Annotated in this window: 16 protein-coding genes and 1 tRNA gene; 11 read left to right on the forward strand and 6 right to left on the reverse strand. The window is 50.4% G+C overall.

Features of this window, described 5'->3' with window-relative positions:
* Window positions 1-252 precede the first annotated feature (252 nt).
* Complete coding sequence (locus I2G42_RS03285; RefSeq protein ID WP_195530740.1) at window positions 253-1,182, reverse strand: AraC family transcriptional regulator; 930 nt, start codon at window positions 1,180-1,182, stop codon at window positions 253-255.
* 167 nt (window positions 1,183-1,349) lie between these two features.
* Here I2G42_RS03285 and I2G42_RS03290 point away from each other — a divergent pair, with 167 nt between their 5' ends.
* Window positions 1,350-1,865: a sugar O-acetyltransferase gene (locus I2G42_RS03290; protein WP_243277130.1), complete on the forward strand. Its 516-nt coding sequence runs from the start codon at window positions 1,350-1,352 to the stop codon at window positions 1,863-1,865.
* Between the two features lie 178 nt (window positions 1,866-2,043).
* Here I2G42_RS03290 and I2G42_RS03295 read toward each other — a convergent pair.
* Window positions 2,044-2,116, reverse strand: a tRNA-Phe gene (locus I2G42_RS03295).
* A gap of 180 nt (window positions 2,117-2,296) precedes the next feature.
* On the opposite strand from I2G42_RS03295, the gene I2G42_RS03300 reads away from it, so the two are divergent.
* The 6 genes from I2G42_RS03300 (at window position 2,297) to trmL (ending at window position 8,268) form a co-directional block, all read left to right on the forward strand.
* A complete protein-coding gene (locus I2G42_RS03300) occupies window positions 2,297-4,048 on the forward strand; it encodes a B12-binding domain-containing radical SAM protein (RefSeq protein WP_195530742.1) in 1,752 nt (583 codons plus the stop codon).
* A gap of 41 nt (window positions 4,049-4,089) precedes the next feature.
* The gene (locus I2G42_RS03305) at window positions 4,090-4,827 is read left to right on the forward strand and encodes a 3'-5' exonuclease (protein ID WP_055227996.1); all 738 of its coding nucleotides are present in this window, start codon (window positions 4,090-4,092) and stop codon (window positions 4,825-4,827) included.
* A gap of 24 nt (window positions 4,828-4,851) precedes the next feature.
* On the forward strand, window positions 4,852-5,010 hold the full coding sequence (locus tag I2G42_RS03310) for a hypothetical protein (RefSeq protein WP_156327578.1): 159 nt from the start codon (window positions 4,852-4,854) through the stop codon (window positions 5,008-5,010).
* A 55-nt stretch (window positions 5,011-5,065) separates the two neighbouring features.
* On the forward strand, window positions 5,066-6,619 hold the full coding sequence (locus I2G42_RS03315) for a VanW family protein (protein ID WP_055227997.1): 1,554 nt from the start codon (window positions 5,066-5,068) through the stop codon (window positions 6,617-6,619).
* A gap of 135 nt (window positions 6,620-6,754) precedes the next feature.
* Window positions 6,755-7,735 carry an AIR synthase-related protein gene (locus I2G42_RS03320; protein WP_195530743.1) on the forward strand — a complete coding sequence of 327 codons (981 nt, stop codon included), beginning with the start codon at window positions 6,755-6,757 and terminating at the stop codon, window positions 7,733-7,735.
* 32 nt (window positions 7,736-7,767) lie between these two features.
* Entirely contained in the window at window positions 7,768-8,268 is a 501-nt protein-coding gene (gene trmL, locus I2G42_RS03325) for a tRNA (uridine(34)/cytosine(34)/5-carboxymethylaminomethyluridine(34)-2'-O)-methyltransferase TrmL (RefSeq protein WP_055266343.1), read from the forward strand.
* Between the two features lie 42 nt (window positions 8,269-8,310).
* Here trmL and I2G42_RS03330 read toward each other — a convergent pair whose 3' ends face one another.
* From I2G42_RS03330 to I2G42_RS03345, 4 genes are all read right to left on the reverse strand, one after another.
* Window positions 8,311-8,802 (reverse strand): CinA family protein, encoded by a 492-nt coding sequence (locus tag I2G42_RS03330; protein WP_055228000.1) that lies wholly within the window; start codon window positions 8,800-8,802, stop codon window positions 8,311-8,313.
* Between the two features lie 63 nt (window positions 8,803-8,865).
* On the reverse strand, window positions 8,866-10,284 hold the full coding sequence (locus I2G42_RS03335; protein ID WP_022461606.1) for a sensor histidine kinase: 1,419 nt from the start codon (window positions 10,282-10,284) through the stop codon (window positions 8,866-8,868).
* Window positions 10,284-10,988: a response regulator transcription factor gene (locus I2G42_RS03340; protein WP_022461607.1), complete on the reverse strand. Its 705-nt coding sequence runs from the start codon at window positions 10,986-10,988 to the stop codon at window positions 10,284-10,286. Before I2G42_RS03340 ends, I2G42_RS03335 begins: the two co-directional genes overlap by 1 nt.
* A 74-nt stretch (window positions 10,989-11,062) precedes the next feature.
* The gene (locus I2G42_RS03345; RefSeq protein ID WP_055220632.1) at window positions 11,063-13,438 is read right to left on the reverse strand and encodes an endonuclease MutS2; all 2,376 of its coding nucleotides are present in this window, start codon (window positions 13,436-13,438) and stop codon (window positions 11,063-11,065) included.
* 501 nt (window positions 13,439-13,939) lie between these two features.
* Between I2G42_RS03345 and I2G42_RS03350 the strand changes: the two genes are divergently transcribed.
* The 4 genes from I2G42_RS03350 to I2G42_RS03365 all read left to right on the forward strand — a co-directional run bounded on the left by I2G42_RS03350 (window position 13,940) and on the right by I2G42_RS03365 (window position 18,640).
* Window positions 13,940-15,394, forward strand: coding sequence for a S1C family serine protease (locus I2G42_RS03350; RefSeq protein WP_195530744.1), 1,455 nt, complete (start codon window positions 13,940-13,942; stop codon window positions 15,392-15,394).
* Window positions 15,395-15,631: 237 nt separating this feature from the next.
* Complete coding sequence (locus I2G42_RS03355; protein ID WP_173815758.1) at window positions 15,632-16,582, forward strand: 3'-5' exoribonuclease YhaM family protein; 951 nt, start codon at window positions 15,632-15,634, stop codon at window positions 16,580-16,582.
* On the forward strand, window positions 16,579-18,237 hold the full coding sequence (rlmD, locus tag I2G42_RS03360; RefSeq protein ID WP_195530745.1) for a 23S rRNA (uracil(1939)-C(5))-methyltransferase RlmD: 1,659 nt from the start codon (window positions 16,579-16,581) through the stop codon (window positions 18,235-18,237). The genes I2G42_RS03355 and rlmD overlap by 4 nt, the downstream gene beginning before the upstream one ends.
* A gap of 31 nt (window positions 18,238-18,268) precedes the next feature.
* Complete coding sequence (locus I2G42_RS03365; RefSeq protein WP_055266333.1) at window positions 18,269-18,640, forward strand: TnpV protein; 372 nt, start codon at window positions 18,269-18,271, stop codon at window positions 18,638-18,640.
* Window positions 18,641-18,721: the final 81 nt, after the last annotated feature.

Raw genomic sequence — 18,721 nt, forward strand, 5'->3', positions numbered from 1 at the left:
ATAACAGGGATCAGGAAAATGTCTAGCAAAAATCATCCTTTTTTTAACCGAATCAAGTAAGTCCCCTGCTTCCATTGCGAAAAGCAATAAGCAGTGGGTGGGGACTTGCTTGTATCAGGAGTGGTACAAGCCACTCCTGATAAGCTGCGAAGCAGCTATTCGGTTATGAGCAAGTAGCGAAGCGGATTGCGAATATCCGCTTTGACCAAAAAACGCGGTAACTGCGCAGAGTCATGCGAAATGGAAGAAAAATCAGTCTTTTTCGGAAGCTTCGGCTGATGTTTTCTCTTCTGTGCGTTTTCGGAAATCCCGGGGGCTGCAGCTGTAGGTACGAAGGAAGATTTTGGAATAGTAGCTCTGATGATTGAAGCCGCATGCGGTACAAATTTCCGCGATCGACAGTTTCGTATTGTTTAAAAGATGGCAGCTCACCTCCAGGCGGTAATGGTTCAGAAAATCGATCGGACTCTGGTTCAGATAACGGCGGAAAATCTGACAGCACTTGTTGCGGCAGACTTTTCCGGCGGCTGCAATTTCGTCGAGATTGATGGACTCGCTGTAGTGGCTGTAAATATAAGACACCATATCACGCTGTACGAGAAGATCCGGCTCCTTCGGTTTTGCGGCCGCCTCATTTGGCATCATCGGATGGCTGCGCAAAAGACGGCACCATAAAAGCGATAGAAGTGCGGCGGCTTCTATTTCATAGGCGGCCGGATGCTCTTTTTTGATGCGGAGAATTTCAGGAAGAAGCTGCAGGGCTTCGGTATCCTCCGGAAACTCCGGTTTAAAATGAAGATATTCCAGAGACGGATTCGAGAGGACCGGTGCAATATACGACTGGTACAGAACACTGTTCGTGATGAAAATTTTGGGATGACACAGAATACGGATAAAATCGCAGTCCTGCCCGTTTTCGGAATATCCGTAGTGCATCTGGCGGGAATTGACCATGAGGGCTTCACCGGTGTTTAACAGCACACGTTTTCCATTCATATAATAGTTCATCTGTCCGGAGCGGATATACACCCATTCGATGTCTTCATGCCAGTGGCAAAGTGCCCTGTGATTCGGGTAGGCGGAAAGAAGTCCTTCCCGAATAGAAAGCGGAATGCCGACTTCATCGTAACGGACGATTTCAGATGCATCCCGCATGATTTTTGTTATAGGATCATTGACCATAAAAAGCTCCTCTTTCGTCTTGTTAAAAAATACAATAATTATAAAAATACGGAATATTGTCATTGAAAAAACGCTAAATTCTAGATAATATGATTATAACATATCATAATGTTGAGGTCAAAAGGTGTTTAGCCCCCTTTGATACTATAGCAATCGTCGAAAACAATATGCACAAAGAAAAGGAGAAAAGGGAAAAACATGAATCAGGTAGAACGAAGAAAAAAACAGATGGAGCGTTTGTAAATCCGCCGTTTTACTGCGATTACGGAAAAAATATCGAGGTCGGTAAAAACTTCTTTGCAAATTATAATTGTATGATTATCGATGTGGCAAAGGTTACCATTGGGGAGAACTGTATGATGGCGCCGAATGTTGCAATTTATACCGCTGGTCATCCAATTCATCCGGCAGCAAGAAATTATGCTTATGAATATGGGATTGAGGTAACGATCGGTGATAATGTATGGCTTGGCGGAAACACGGTTGTTGTGCCGGGGGTACATATCGGAAGTAATGTGGTTATCGGAGCAGGAAGCGTCGTGACAAAAGATATTCCGGACTGGAGCGTTGCCGTGGGAAATCCGTGCCGTGTGGTAAAAAAGATTACAGAAGAAGATAAACAGTATTATTTCAAGGACAGAAAATTTGATGATGAGGCATGGGAAGTCATCAAAGATCTGTAAAAACGAAAAGCTTTCCTGGGCAGTCATGCGATGAAAAAACTCTGTACCGTATCCATCTGGGAATTTCCGGGGATGCGATGCAGAGTTTTTTACTTTACCTATGCGATAGGAGACAGGAAATTCTGCCGGATTTTGCTATGGCAAAAAAAATGTGAATCCTATTTTGGGCAGCAAAAAATGCCCAGAGCCGGAATCGAACCAGCGACACGAGGATTTTCAGTCCTCTGCTCTACCAACTGAGCTATCTGGGCATTTGGATTTCCTGTTGGAAACCTTTGTTAATATAACATGAATTCACGAAAATTGCAACTGTTTTGTTGAAAATCGTGAAAAAATTGTGCTTTTTGGGGAATGGCGGTGTATTTTCGTTCGAGAATGTGGTAGTATAAAAGGTATGCAAAGAGGAAGCAAGGAGAAGTATTAAAAAGATTATGAAAATTATTCTGACTGCGGTCAACGCAAAATATATTCATTCCAATCTTGCAGTTTACACGCTGCAGGCGAGCGCGGAGAAAGCCGGTGTGTTCCCGGAGATCCGTGAGTTTACGATCAACCAGTCAAAAGATTCCATGCTGCGGAGTCTGTTTCTGGCGTATGCGGATGTCGTCTGTGTGTCGTGTTATATCTGGAACATATCTATTGTGGAAGATTTGATTACGGAATATCACAAAATCAGCCCGGAAACGAAGATCTGGCTTGGCGGGCCGGAGGTGTCGTACCACGCGGAGGAGATGCTGGAGCAGTATCCGTTCCTTGACGGAATCATGAAGGGTGAGGGCGAAATTACCTTCCGTGAACTGGCAGTGTATTACCAGAATCAGGAGAACGGCACGGAGGGGAAAACGCTTGAAGAGATCCACGGCATTACATACCGTGATGCAGAAGGAGCCATCAAAAGCAACCCGTGGCGTCCGGCCATGGATCTGTCCGAGGTGGATTTTCCGTATGCGAATCTGAAAAAATTCGAGAACCGCATCATTTATTATGAGTCAAGCCGCGGTTGCCCGTTTTCATGCAGTTACTGTCTTTCTTCTATTGATAAGCGGCTTCGGTTCCGAAATCTGGATCTGGTCAAAAAGGAACTCGCCTTTTTCCTGGAACAGAAAGTACCGCAGGTCAAATTTGTGGACCGTACGTTCAACTGCAGGAAAGACCATGCAATGGCGGTCTGGAAATTCATTGCAGAGCATGACAACGGCGTGACGAATTTCCACTTTGAGATCGCCGCTGATCTGATGACTGAGGAGGAACTGGAACTCTTAAATACCCTGCGTCCGGGGCTGGTACAGCTTGAGATCGGCGTTCAGTCTACGAATCCGCAGACGATCGAGGCGATCCACCGGAAGATGGATTTTGGAAGAGTCACAGAGATTGTAAACCGGATTGCGAAGGGAAGAAACATCCATCAGCATCTCGACCTGATCGCGGGCCTGCCGTATGAGGATTATGACAGTTTCCGCCGTTCGTTTGCGGATGTCTATGCACTGCGTCCGCAGCAGTTACAGCTGGGATTTTTGAAAGTGCTGCGCGGTTCTTTCATGTATGAGCATACCGAGGAATATGACTGTCATTATCAGGAGCGCGAACCATATGAGGTACTGTACACGAAATGGCTGCCGTACGACGATGTGCTGAAGCTCAAAGACGTGGAGGAGATGGTGGAAGTCTACTACAACAGCGGCCAGTTCGTCCACACACTGCCGATGATCGAGCGTCTGTATGAGAACCCGTTCGATTTCTTCCAGGAGCTCGGCGATTTCTACCGGGCAAAGGGCTACAGTGAGGCGGCACATAACCGGATTCAGCGGTATGAAATTCTGCTCGAGTTTTTGCAGGACGAAAAACAGCAGGACGAAGCATTCTTCCGTCAGATGATGGTGCTCGATCTGTATGCGCGTGAAAATATGAAGACACGGCCGCGCTTTGCAAAAGATCCGTCCGAATGGAAAAACGAGTCGCGTGACTTTTATCAGAAAGAAGCCGAAACGAGAACACTTCTGCCATCGTATACGACATACGATTGGAAGCAGCTGCAGCGCATGACGCATGTGGAAGTTTTTGATTACGATGTGCTCGGAAACGGGGAAAAGGCGCGTACGGTACTCCTGTTTGATTATCAGAAGCGCGATCCGCTGACGGGAAATGCGGAGATGATCGACTGCAGTGAGTTTTTTTACGCTTGACATTTCAAAAGAACATGAGATACTAGAAAAGGTAATAAAAGATGAAAATACAAGATTTTGTAGTGCTCGATCTTGAGACAACGGGTCTTTCTGTAAAGGAAGACCAGATTCTGGAGATCGGTGCAGTAAAAGTGCAGGGCGGAGAGGTCACGGCATCGTATGAGACTTTCGTCAATCCGGGCAGAAAAGTGCCGGAGCGGATCACGGAACTCACCGGAATCCGGGATGAGATGATTGCGGATGCGCCCGATGTGGAGACTGCTGTCCGCGGCTTTCTGGATTTCTGCGGCGGCCTGCCGCTTCTGGGGCACAATATTCTGTTCGATTACAGCTTCATCAAGCAGGCAGCGATAAATGCCCGTCTGGACTTTGAAAAAGAAGCGTGGGATACGTTGAAAATTGCACGGAAAGCCCTCCCGGATCTGGAGAGCAGAAGCCTTGAAGCACTCTGCGGCTACTATCAGATCCCGCGGGAACACGCACACCGTGCAATGGACGATGTGCTGGAAACGCTGGCACTGTTCCGAAAACTGGAAGAAGGATTTTCGGAAGATCACCCGGAATGGTTTGCCGCAGCGCCTCTGAAGGCCAAAATGAAACGCGAGGTTCCGGCGACGGAGGCACAGAAAAAATATCTGGCGGACCTGATCCGGTACCATGAGCTGGATCTCGAACCGGAGTGGGGAGCACTCACAAAAAGCCGTGCATCCCGCATGATCGATCAGATTATTCTGGCACATGGAAGAATGGAAAAACGACAGAGAACTGAGAAAAAATAGAAGAGAAAAAGAAAGGATGGAACGATGAGTAATAAAGTCAATCGAAAAGCCCCGACAGAGGCACAGAAAAAGAAGAAAGATCCGCTGGCAAAGAAGAGAAATGCAGCAAAGATGCTGGCATTGATTCTTGCAGTGGTTATGGTGCTTGGTATGGTTCTTCCAGCACTTTTATGGCTGGTGTAAAGAGATTCTGTAAAAGACAGAGTGAAATGGGAAACGGATCAAGAAGAGGCACAGTATGAAAAACAGCAGAAAAATGAGAGGCCTGCTGGTGATGCTTATCGCATTCGCATTCTGCTTTCTGGCAGAACCAGTCAAAGCGGATGACCGGACAGCGCTGGACGGAATCTATGTAGAAGACATTTCCGTCGGCGGTATGACCGAAGAGCAGATCACACAGGCAGTAAACGACAAAATTGAACAGTTAAAACCCTCGGTTATCAACCTGTCTGCCGGAGAGCAGAATGCACAGGTGACAGCAGGGGATCTCGGACTTTCCTGCGCCAACCCGGAGGTGGCAAGAGAAGCCGTCACAATCGGGCAGGAAGGCAATGTACTGAAGCGGTTCCTGACACAGAACCGGCTCAAAAATGGAGAGACGGTGACGTTTTCCCTGAAATATACAGTCGATGGCGAGGCAGCGCGCCAGGCGGTAGAAAACAACACGGCCGTGCTGAACCGCGAGGCAACAGATGCAACGCTGACCCGCGAAAACGGCGAATTTATCGTCAATCCGGGCCAGACCGGATGCAGCGTCAACGTGGATGAGTCCACGGCGAAGGTTGTCAATTACCTGACGACAAGCTGGCGGGGCGGTATCGGCGGCGTAGAACTGGTAACAGAAGAAACACCGGCAGGCGGCAATCCGGAGCAGCTTGCACTTGTCAAAGATCTGCTCGGCGAGGGTATGACGGAGTATGGCAACGGTACGAGCGGCAGAAAACAGAATGTCGCAGTCGGCGCAGAGAAGATTAACGGAACGCTGGTACAGCCGGGCGAGGAATTTTCCGTAGAGGCGGTCGTTGTGCCGTTTGATGCGGAAAATGGTTATGCACTGGCAGCATCGTATGAGATGGGCAAGGTCGTCGATTCGTACGGCGGCGGTATCTGCCAGGTTTCCACAACGCTCTATGTTGCTGTCTTAAAAGCAGAGCTTGAGGTGACGGAGCGGTACAGCCATTCCATGATTGTCCACTATGTGGATCCGTCGATGGATGCGGCGATTGCAGAGGGATTGAAAGACCTGAAATTCATCAACAATACGGATGCGCCGATTTATATTGAGGCGAGCGCGGACGGAAGCACCCTGCATTTTGCCATCTACGGCCATGAGACGAGAGATCCGAACCGCACGGTCCGCTATGAGAGTGAGACGACAAGCACGGAGGATCCGACGCCGGGCCTGACGGAAGATGCGAATGCATCGTTTGGAACAATTGAACAGACATCGTACGGCTATCAGGGTTCGACGGCGCGGCTGTGGAAGATTGTGAATGACAATGGAAATGAGACGAAGGAGCAGGTGAATTCCAGCACTTACCGCATGACATCGGATGTCTATACCGTGGGAACAAAGACGGACAATGCAGCGGCGCGTGCGGAAATGCAGGCGGCGATTGCGGCAAATGATCTTGCAAAAGCAAAGGAAGTTGCAGCGAAATACAGCCAGAGCAGTTCGTCATCGAGTTCTTCGGAGAAGAAGGAAGACAGCAGCGATGATTCGGATTCGGATGGTACGGAAAAGACGGACGACAGTAGCGATACAGAGAAAACGGAGGACGATGAGGACTAGGCGTTTTCTGGTTACAATTCGCTGGGAACCAGTGAACTGTAACATTTTCCGTGAAAAATGGGAAAGCAGAGGGAAAAGGAGTACGGATTCCGTCTGCTTTTTCGTTTGAAACAGGAAGTTCGAGGAGGACAAGGAATGCGAAAGGGTAAATTACAGCAGAGCGTGCTGGTGCGCTCGGTGTTTAAGATGCTGGGGCAGAAAAGAGAGGACGCAGCAGGGCCGGCGGTCGGACGCGGGGTATCGGCACTTGCAGGAGAAAAGGAGACGCAGGTGTTTTCGTGTGCGCCGGTGCTGGTGAAGGATCCGGAGGACGCGGTGCTCGCGGTCTGCCGGGTGTGCAACAGTGTGGCCGCGGCGGGGGCATCGGCAAAAGGAGTGCTGGTGTCGCTGATGCTGCCGGAGGCGATGGAAGAAAAGGATTTAAAGGAGCTGATGCGGGCGGTTGACGGTGCGTGTGTGCGGTATGGAACTGCGGTGATCGGCGGGCATACGGAGGTGACGGACGGGGTTTTGTATCCGGTGCTTACCGTGACGGCGGCAGGCGGGACAACGCGTGCGGGGCTGTTTGATCCGTCGTGTGTGACAGCGGATTTGGATCTTGTCGTGACGAAGGGGATTGCGCTTGGCGCGGTGTCTTATCTGGCAAAGACAAGAAGGGATGAGCTTCTGACGAGATTTTCTCCGGGATTTATCCATGGGGCGGCGGATTTTTCGGAGGATTACTCTGTCTGCCGTGAGGCGGAGATTGCGATCGAGCACGGTGTGGCTGCGATGCAGGATCTCTCGGAGGGCGGGATTTTCGGGGCGCTCTGGGAGATGGCGGACGGCGCGGGTATCGGGCTTGATGTGGCGCTGAAGAGGATTCCGATCCAGCAGGAGACGGTGGAGATCTGTGAGTTTTTCGGAGTGAATCCGTATCAGATGCTTTCGACGGGGGCGCTGCTGATTGCAGCGGCGGACGGCGAGGGGCTGGTGCAGAAAATGGCACTCGAAGGGATTCCATCGGCGGTGATTGGGCGGACGACATCCGGGAAGGAGAGGATTCTCCGGAACGGGGAAGAGGTCCGGTATCTGGATAAGCCGCAGATGGATGAGATGTATCGGGTTGGCAGATAAGGCTTAAATATACGACAGGAGTGATTGGTAAAATGGCACATTTGAATATTGTTCTTCATGAGCCGGAGATTCCAGCAAATACAGGTAATATCGGACGGACGTGTGTGGCGACGGGGACAAGGCTGCATCTGATTAAGCCGCTGGGGTTTGATATTTCGGACAAGGCGGTGAAACGCGCGGGGCTGGATTACTGGCCGAAGCTGGATGTGACGGTGTATGAGAGTTACGAGGATTTTCTAGAGAGAAATCCGGGGGCGAAGATTTACTATGCGACGACGAAGGGGCCGCAGACGTATGTGGATGTGCAGTATGAAGAGGACTGCTTTATCATGTTCGGAAAGGAAAGCGCGGGGATTCCAGAGGATATTCTGTACAATAATCAGGAGACGGCGGTGCGGATTCCGATGATTAATGATATTCGTTCGCTGAACCTTTCAAATTCCGTGGCGATCGTACTGTACGAGGCACTGCGGCAGAATAACTTTGACCATATGCAGCTCGCGGGGCATTTGCGGACGCATGAGTGGAGGTAGACGGACGGGACTCTGGTGATCGTAGACGGAACTGCATTCTTTTTATAAGGAAGAAGTTAAGATCATTTCCAATTCGGCGAAGACCTGCTCGGCGTAAAGCTGTTTGATTTCGTGGCGGGTCATGCCGGAGACGTTGGTCTGGAAGGTGAAGGTGTGGGCTTGGGTTTTGTATAAAATACAGAAGTACACGACGCCCTGTACGCTGTCAGCGTTGTTGGGGTCGAGATTTCCGGTTGTGCCGGTGATTCCGATGGCGATGGCGGTGTGCAGGTTTTCTTGTACTGTGCGGGCCATGGCTTCGGCGCATTCGGGGGAGTAGACGCCGTGGATTTCGATGACGGAAGGGTCGACGCCGACGAGGACTTTGGTTTCGTTCAGATACGTGACGTAGCCGCCGGGGAAAATGGCGGAGGCGCCTTCGGTGTCGGTGATTAGGGAGGCGATCAGGCCGGAAGTGCAGCTTTCCATGGTGGAAATGGTGGTGTGGGATGCAATGAGCTGTTTGATGATGGAATCAATGGTGTTTGGGTTCATAGTGAAAATTACCTCCAGAGTTAGTTTGATATGTCTGGCAAAAAAGCCCCTCGGCGGAGGGGCTTATTTTGGTGCTTCGCCTTTGGCGAGTGTAAAGATAAATTCGGTACCAACGCCCTCTGTACTGATGACATTGATATTCTGGTTATGCGCAGTGATGATCTCTTTGACGATCGAAAGCCCAAGTCCCGTTCCTTTGCGGTCCTTGCCGCGGGAGGCGTCGAGCTTGTAGAAGCGCTCCCAGATTTTCGTGATGCTTGCCTTTGGAATGCCGCAGCCGGTGTCCTTGACGGAGACGAAGACTTTGCCGTGCTTCTCCGTTGTCTCAACTGTGATGGTGGAATCGTTGTTGCTGAATTTGATTGCATTATCAATGAGATTGTACAGCACCTGCTGGATTTTTCCCATATCGGCGCAGACGTATAAGGTGCGCGATGCGAGGATCAGTGAAATGGAAATCCGCTTTTTCGTGCAGGTTCCCTCAAACGAAGCGGCGGTATCCTTGATGACGGCGTTGATGTCAAACGAGGTCAGATCGAGCATATTCCCTTTATCGTCGATGTCGTTCAGCGTCAGCAGGCTCTGCGTCAGCTTGTGCAGCCGTTCTGTCTCAAACAGAACGATTTTCAGATATTTTTCCTGCATTTCCGGCGGAATCGTTCCGTCAAGGATTGCCTCCACGTAGCCTTTGATCGAGGTCAGCGGTGAACGGAAGTCGTGAGAGACGTTCGCCACAAATTTCCGCTGGTATTCGCCGGTCTTGTTCAGCTCGCCGGACATGTAGTTCAGCGTGGAAGCGAGATACCCCATCTCATCGTGAGATTTAACATCAATTTTGTGGGTCAGGTTGCCGGAGGCATACTCCTTTGCACCGTTGATGATCTTTTTCAGCGGCCGGTACACGACGAGGGAGAAAAAGATCAGAATCACAAACGAGAGTCCGAACACGAGCAGGAACAGAAAATCAATCCGTGCCAGCAGACTTTCCCTCTGCTGATAGACGTCCTGCAGCGGAAGGTGGATGGCGACATAGCCATTGATCCGGAAATCGGAGGTGACGGGAACCATGACGCTCAGCATCTTGTCTTCGAAATAGCCGAAAAACGTTCCCGTGCTGTAATACTCGCTGCCGAGCGCAACCGGATCAAAACCGTCGATGATCTCCGGGTTTTCCTCATCGAGTGCAGCTGCCGTGTTCAGCAGAATTTCCCCGTCTGCGCTGATGAGCCAGATCTGGGAATTGTGATAGGAAGCCAGTGCACTGAGCGAATTGTAAAGATCCGTCAGGGAACGCTCACTGTGGTAATAAAGGTCGCCCTGTTTGGAAGCGATCTGCGTGGCCTCCCGGTACAGACTGGTGCTCGCGCTGGAGACCAGACTGTCCTCCACCATGCGGGAGCCGACCGTTGAGATCAGCGTAAAGCCGGCAATGGCGAGAATGACATAAATGAGAATTAATTTCCGGTAAAGCGTGCGTCGCATTATTTTTTAACCTCAAACTTGTAACCGATGCCCCAGACCGTCGTGATGGCCCAGGAGGCATGGTCCTTGATTTTTTCGCGGAGACGTTTGATATGAACGTCTACCGTGCGGGTATCGCCGATGTACTCATAGCCCCAGATATGGTCGAGGAGCTGTTCTCGCGTAAAGACCTGGTTTGGTGAGGAAGCAAGGAAGTAGAGAAGCTCCAGTTCCTTCGGCGGCATATCGACGGTGCGGCCCTGGTAAATGACGGAATAGTTCGTCTGGTTGATGATAAGATCCGGGTACTCGACACATTTTCCTGCGGTCGCGGACACCGGGATCGTGCGTGATGGCTGAAATCTCCGCAGCACTGCTTTCACACGGGCAACGAGCTCCTTGGAATCAAATGGTTTGATGATGTAGTCATCCGCGCCGAGTTCCAGGCCGAGGACTTTGTCGAACACCTCGCCCTTTGCCGAGAGCATGATGATCGGAACATCGGAATCGTGCCGGATTTCGCGGCAGACCTGGTAGCCGTCCATGCCGGGCAGCATCAGGTCGAGCAGAATCAGGTTCGGCTGGAAGGAGTGAAACTCCCGGACAGCCTCTTCTCCATCGTTTACAATTTTTGTGTCATAGCATTCCTTGGTCAGATAGAGAGAAATCAGTTCTGCGATATTGTTATCGTCATCGACGATCAGAATTTTCTGTTTGGAAGCCATAAAAGATTCTCCTTCACTGGGGACAGGACGGAACCGCATACAGTATGCGTTCCGTCCCATATTTTCCTGAGTTTTTATTTCTTAAACGTAACAATCGTAACGCCGGCATCGCCCTCGCCGAATTCCGCTAAATGGAAGTCCGCTACGTGTTTCTGGCGGCGCAGATAATTGTGAATGCCTTTCCGCAGTGCGCCCGTTCCTTTTCCGTGGACAACGCGGACACTCGGCAGATGGGAGAGATAAGCGTCATCGAGATATTTGTCGAGTTCGGCAACCGCTTCATCCACCGTTTTTCCGAGCAGATTGATCTCGGTAGAAATCGTGGCAGCCTTGGAAAGCTTCGATTTTCCGCTGCTTGTGCGGGAGATGGACGGGCCGGTGATGACAGCCTCGTCGATCAGCACAAGGTCGGAGATATGCACTTTGGTCCGCATGATACCCATCTGGACGAAGAGATTTCCCTTCGAATCCGGGCGGGTGCTGACAGTACCTTTGAGATTCATGCTTAAGACTTTGACGGCATCGCCGAGATGAAGATCCTGCGGGCGGAGATTTCCGGTGCGCTTCGGTACTTCCTTCGCCTTTTTCTTATCGAGCTTGTTCATCTTTTCACGCAGAGCGGTACGTTTCTGCTCCATTTCGCGGACGGAAACATTCTCTTTTCCAAATTTCTGGAAATCGCGCATCGTCTGGTCGGCGTATTCCTTCGCCTCGCGGAGAATTCTCTGTGCCTCCTCGGTTGCATTGGAGATCATCTTTTCTTTTCTTGCGTCGATCTGTTCCTGATTCTTGGCAAGGCTCTGCTTCAGGGATTCGACTTCCGCGCGGGTGCGGGCAAGCTCTTCTTTTTCGCGTTCCAGCGTGATCCGGTTCTGCTCGAGAGTGGTCAGAACGTCCTCAAACGATTCATCCTGCTCGCTGATTTCGTCTTTTGCCTTGTTGATGATGTAGTCCGGCAGGCCGAGTTTGCTGGAAATCGCAAACGCATTACTCTTTCCAGGAACGCCGACGAGCAGGCGGTATGTCGGGCTTAAAGTCTCGACATCGAATTCACAGCAGGCATTCTCCACGCCCGGTGTGGATAAGGCATAGATTTTCAGTTCACTGTAGTGTGTCGTTGCCATGGTGCGGATGCCGCGCTCGTGGAGCGTAGAGAGGATCGCGATGGCAAGCGCCGCGCCCTCTGTCGGGTCGGTACCGGCGCCGAGCTCATCGAACAGGACGAGGGAATTGCGGTCTGCCTTGTCGAGGAAGGAAACTACATTCGTCATGTGGGAGGAGAAGGTACTCAACGACTGCTCGATGCTCTGCTCATCACCGATATCGGCGTAAACCTCGTCGAAAACGGAAAGGGAGGAGCGGTCGAGTGCCGGAATGTGAAGTCCGGACTGGCCCATCAGTGTTAAGAGTCCGACCGTCTTTAAGGAAACCGTTTTACCGCCGGTATTCGGTCCGGTGACGATCAGAAGGTCGAAATCTTCGCCGAGCGACAGATCAATCGGAACGACTTTTTTCGCATTGATCAGCGGGTGGCGTGCCTTGCGCAGGTGGATTTTACCTTCGGTGTTGAAGATCGGCTCATTGGCGTTCTGCTCCATTGCAAGAGCGGCGCGCGCGAAGATGAAGTCAAGCTCTACCATGTTTTCGAGGTCGTAACGGATCTCATCGCGGTGCAGGTCTGCCTGGGCACTCAACGTAGAGAGGATGACCTCGATTTCTTTTGCTTCTTCAATTTCCAGCTCACGGATATCGTTGTTCAGTTTGACAACGGCCATCGGCTCGACAAAGAAGGTGGAACCGGTCGAGGACTGGTCATGTACCATGCCAGGAACCTGGCCTTTGTACTCGGATTTGATCGGGATACAGTAGCGGCCGTCGCGCATCGTGATGACGGCATCCTGCAGATACGTGCGGTAGGAACCGTTGACGAGCGAGATTAACTGGCTGTGGATTTTTTCCTCACACGATTTGATGGAACGACGGATGCGGCGTAGATTCGGGCTTGCATCATCGCTGATTTCATCCTCGGAGAGAATACAGCGGCGGATTTCCGTGGAAAGCAGCGTCAGAGGCTCCAGTGTTTCGAAGAGATCTTCGAGGCTGTCCGGCGTCTGGTCCGCATTTTCGCGGCGGCCGTACGCTTTGACGCGTGCCGTGTTTTCCAGAAGTGCGGCGGTCTGCAGAAGCTCCGTGATGTTCATGGAGCTGCCGATTTCGAGACGCTTTAATGCGCCGCGGATATCTTTGGCATCACCAAAGGAAATGTGGCCTTTTTTAAAGAGCCGGGTGAGCGCGTCGTGTGTCTCGTGCTGCATCCGCGTAATCTGGGAGAGGGAAGAAGAAGGAACGAGCTCCAGACATTTCTTCCGGCCCAGCGGAGAACTGGCATACGAAGCCAGTTGTTCGATAATTTTGTCGTATTCGAGCGTTTTTAATGCTTTCTGATTCATAATACTTACCTTTTCGTAATTCATAATTCAGTCATTGTCTACAGATAACGCGGTATTTTTGATGCAATACCGCACGGATCTGATGTTACAGTTCACAGGTACCCTGCGAACTGTAACATTCGCAGCCCTCATTTAAAGTTTTGCTTCGCAAAAGGAGGGCTGCTCACACCTGAATCACTTTCTTACGCAGCGAAACAGCAAGTGTTTCACTGCTGAGTGAACAGTAGCGATCTGATCATATATCTGCACGGGAAGTACAGACCGGAAGTGGAATGTGGGTCACAGGTTTTTCCACTCCCCCAATTATACCTTAAAAAAGAAAAGAAAGAAACCCCAAGAACGAGAAAATGCAGGATGTTGCGCAAATGAGAAAAAAATGTAACAGTCTTCATAAAATGTTCATATCTATCTGGTAAAGTTTTTTGTATATGTGAAGATTGCGGAAGCGCATATGCGCAGAGCAGTTCGGTATGGAATACAGATGTATGGAGAAAGAAATGTATGGAAAATGACCCAAAACCTTACAAATTCATGAAAGAGAGCATCAAAAAGCAGCCGCCCGACTGGAAAAAGATTGTTCTTCTGATTGCCGGATGGCTGGCACTTGCGGCGCTTGGCGGTCTGGTTGCGGCCGCGGTATTTGCGGTGACAGAGCCAAAGATTGCAGAAGCAGTTACCAGGGAAGAGCCGCCGGCGAAAGTGGATATCCCGGGAGATGAGGATCCAAACAGCGGACAGGAGCCGGATGAGACAATTACCGCATCTTCGGCGAGTGCGTCGGTAGACAGCAGCGGCTCCGGTTCGGAAATCAGCAGTTCTACAGTGGATAGCAGTACTTCAGAAAGCAGTGTATCCGAAAGTACGGTTTCCGAAAGCACAGAGGAGAACGGAGCGGCAGGGGGAACGGAAAGCAGCACTTCCGAAGAGCCGGAGGAGGGCAGCGAGGTTTCCAGTGTCGATGGGGAAACGGATGCGGAGGAAAAGGACAGCAGCCTGAAAAATTATGAAGCGCTCTACCAGGATATGCTGGAAGTAACGGAAAAACCAAAACGAGCGCTGGTTACCGTCATCGGCATTACCAATCAGATGGACTATTTTAACCAGGACTATGAAAACCAGCAGCAGATTTCCGGTCTGATTGTTGCGGACAATGGGCAGGATCTCTTTATTCTGACGGAATACCGCATCGTGGAAAATGTGGAGCGGATTCAGGTCACCTTCTGGGACGAGACGATGGTGGATGCCACATACCAGCGCCACGATCCGAGCACTGGCCTTACGATTGTGAAGGTGGATGAATCGAAGCTGGATGAGGAAACACGGGACGGTCTTGCGGTTGCGCCGCTCGGCAGTTCGTATCTCGTCAGCCAGGGTGACCCGGTCGTGGCTGTCGGAAGCCCGGTCGGCTACAGCAATTCGATTGCGTACGGTGTGGTGACTTCGGTTACGAACAAGATTTCCGCGCTGGACAATGAGTACAATCTGCTGACCACCGACATCCTCGGCAGCACGGACGGCAGCGGCATTCTGGTAAATCTTGACGGCGAAATCGTCGGCATTATTGCGCAGAGTTACAGCGCCAAAGGAAACAACGTGGTGACGGGCATTGCGATTTCCCAGATCAAAAAGCTGATCGAAAATCTTTCCAACAACGTGAGCCGCGCGTATATCGGCATCCGCGGACAGGATGTCACAGAAGAACTTTCCGATAAAACCGGCATTCCAAAAGGCGTTCTCATCAGCCGCGTCGCAGACGATTCTCCGGCGATGATGGCGGGCATGAAAGAGTACGATGTGATTGTAAAGCTCGGGGAGCACAAGGTTGAGACGATCAAACAGTACCATGAACAGCTTGGCAAATACAGCACAGGAGACGTGGTTACCGTGACGGCGATGCGGAAAGGCGCCGAAGGGTATGCGGAGATGACGTTTGATGTGACGATGGGGGAAGTATAAAAAACAGAGGCTTTCGGGAGCAGAAAAAGCCGGTTTTAGCCGGTGGGGCTTCCGGAAGCTTTTCTTTTCGAATGGTTTTCCACTGGCGGATGAAAAAATACGTGCATTCTGCAGGAAAATCTGGTAGAATTGGTAAGGCATGCAGGAGCACAGGCTTTGCATCATAAAAACGGCATCATAGAAACAAAAACGGAACACTGTGTCCGCATTTATTTTAGAAAAAGAGGATTTATTTTTATGAAGTATATCAACGAACTCCGGGAAGGAAACCGCATTTCCGGAATTTATCTCTGCAAACATAAACAGTCGGCTGTTACCAAAAACGGAAAACAGTACGAAAACGTGATCTTACAGGATAAAACCGGTACGATCGATGCGAAAATCTGGGATCCGAATTCTATGGGAATCCGTGAATTTGAAGCACTGGATTATGTAGATATTATGGGAGATGTTTCCAGTTTTAATGGAGCACTTCAGGTTTCCATTAAAAATGCAAGAAAAGCGGAAGAGGGCGAATATAATCCGGCGGACTATCTGCCAACGAGCCGTTACGACATCAATACGATGTATCAGGAGCTGCTCTCCTGGATCGGAACGGTGAAAAATCAGTATCTCTCCGGACTGCTGACGTATTATTTTATCCAGGATCAGGAGACCGCAAAACGGTTCCGCATGAGCTCTGCAGCAAAAAGCGTGCATCACGGATTCGTTGGCGGCCTTTTAGAGCATACGTTAAGTGTCACCCGTTTCTGCGATTTTATGGTAAAATCGTATCCGATTCTGAACCGCGATCTGCTGATTACGGCAGCGATTCTGCACGATATCGGAAAGACGAAAGAACTCTCCTTATTCCCGCAGAACGATTACACCAATGACGGACAGCTGCTCGGCCACATCATGATCGGTGCGGAGATGGTACACGATGCGGCGCAGAAGATCGACGGTTTCCCACAGGAACTCGAGAATCAGTTAAAGCACTGCATTCTGGCGCACCACGGCGAGCTGGAATACGGTTCCCCGAAAAAACCGGCAATGGTAGAGGCGGTAGCGCTGAACCTGGCGGACAATGCCGATGCCAAAATGGAAACCCTGACCGAGCTGTTTGACGCAGCGCCGGCCGGCAATGAGTGGCTTGGCTACAACCGGTTCTTTGAGTCCAACATCCGCAGAACAGGAGACTTTTCATGAGCTATCAGAAAAATGATGTACTGACGGTGAAAATTGAAGATATGGGACACGACGGAGAGGGTATAGGCAAATGCGAGGGCTATACCCTCTTTGTCAAGGACACCGTCATCGGCGATCTTGCCGAGGTAAAAGTGATCAAAGCAAAGAAAAATTACGGCTACGCGCGCCTGATGCGCCTGATCGAGCCGTCCGTACACCGCGTCGAGCCGGTCTGCCCGGTTGCACGTCCGTGCGGCGGATGCCAGTTGCAGATGCTCGACTATGCGGAGCAGCTTCGCTTTAAGGAGAAGAAAATCGCCGGAAATCTCCAGCGCATCGGCGGCATGACGGAGATCCCGATGGAGCCGATCGTGGGGATGGAAAATCCGTTCCGCTATCGAAACAAAGCCCAGTTTCCGATCGGGCAGGATAGAAATGGAAAGCTGATTACGGGATTTTATGCGGGAAGAACGCATCAGATCATGGAAAACCGGAACTGTTATCTCGGCGTGGAGCAGAACGAGGAGATTCTGAACCGCATTCTTGCCTGGATGGAGGAGAACGGCGTTCCGGCATACAACGAGGAGACCGGCAAAGGCCTGGTGCGCCATGTGCTGATCCGGTTTGGATTTATGACGAAAGAGATTATGGTCTGTCTCGTTGTGAACGGAAAGAAACTGCCGGCCGAGGAGAAACTCATCAAATCGCTGACAGAATTCGAAGGCATGACAAGCATTACCCTAAGCGCAAACCGTGAGCGGACCAATGTGATCATGGGAAAAGAAATCCGCTGCCTGTGGGGACAGGGGTATATCACAGACTATATTGGAAACGTAAAATATCGGATCTCCCCGCTGTCCTTCTACCAGGTCAACCCGGCGCAGACGGAAAAGCTGTACGGTCTTGCCCTGGAATACGCAGGCCTCACCGGAAATGAGACGGTCTGGGATCTCTACTGCGGCATCGGAACGATTTCCCTGTTCCTCGCGCAGAAAGCCAAAAAAGTCTACGGCGTCGAAATCGTCCCGGAGGCAATCGCGGATGCGAAGAACAATGCGAAAATTAACGAGATCGAAAACGCTGAATTTTTCGTTGGAAAATCGGAAGAGATTCTTCCGGCCTACTACGAACAGTACGCCAAAGACCATCCGGGCGAACACGCCCACGCGGACGTCATCGTTGTCGATCCGCCGAGAAAAGGCTGCGAAGAAAACCTCCTCCACACCATGGCCAGCATGCAGCCGGACCGCATCGTGTATGTATCCTGCGATTCCGCAACGCTGGCACGAGATGTGAAGGTGCTTGGGGAGCTGGGGTATGAAGTAAAGAAAGTCCGAGGGGTTGACCAATTCCCGATGACGTGCCATGTGGAGACAGTTGTTCTTTTGTCCCAACAAAAACCAGATGACACGATAGAGATCGACTTAGACCTGGATGAGCTGGATGCCACCAGTGCTGAGTTGAAAGCAACCTATCAGGAAATCAAAGATTATGTGCTGAAGGAATTTGGCTTGAAGGTTTCAAGTTTATATATTTCTCAGGTAAAACGCAAATGTGGAATTGAAGTGGGAGAAAACTATAATCTTCCAAAATCAGAAAATGCAAGAGTTCCACAATGCCCGAAAGAGAAGGAAGAAGCTATCAAGGCTGCCCTGAAATATTATGCGATGATCTAAGGACATCGCTGATTTCAAGGAGGAATAACACATGAAAAGCACATTTGAAAAAATGGGTGGAACCTACACACTTGGTGCAGACGGAATTTACTATCCGAATCTTATCAGTACAGATGAAGAACCGCATTATGGGAAATATGGAATGATGCGGAAAACATATCTGAAAGAGCATCGTCCGGCAATGTATTCACTGTATATGTTGGAAGACAGACTGACAGAACATCTGAATGCTGTAGACAACGAAGCACAGGAGAGGATGGGTATTCTGGTGCGTCAGATGATGGAGAAGCAAGGCGTTACGGAAGAATTGAAAGCTCGTGATCAGATGGAATGGGTCAGAGCGGTAAACAATATCCGGAATGCTGCAGAAGAGATTGTGTTAAGAGAATTAGTGTATATTTAAGGTAATGGAAAGCTCCTTTGGGAGCTTTTCATTGATTATAGAAAATTTAAAGATGATAAAGTGTAAGGTGGAGGTAAAATT

It is taken from the genome of Fusicatenibacter saccharivorans, assembly GCF_015557635.1.
GTDB classification, from domain to species: domain Bacteria; phylum Bacillota; class Clostridia; order Lachnospirales; family Lachnospiraceae; genus Fusicatenibacter; species Fusicatenibacter saccharivorans.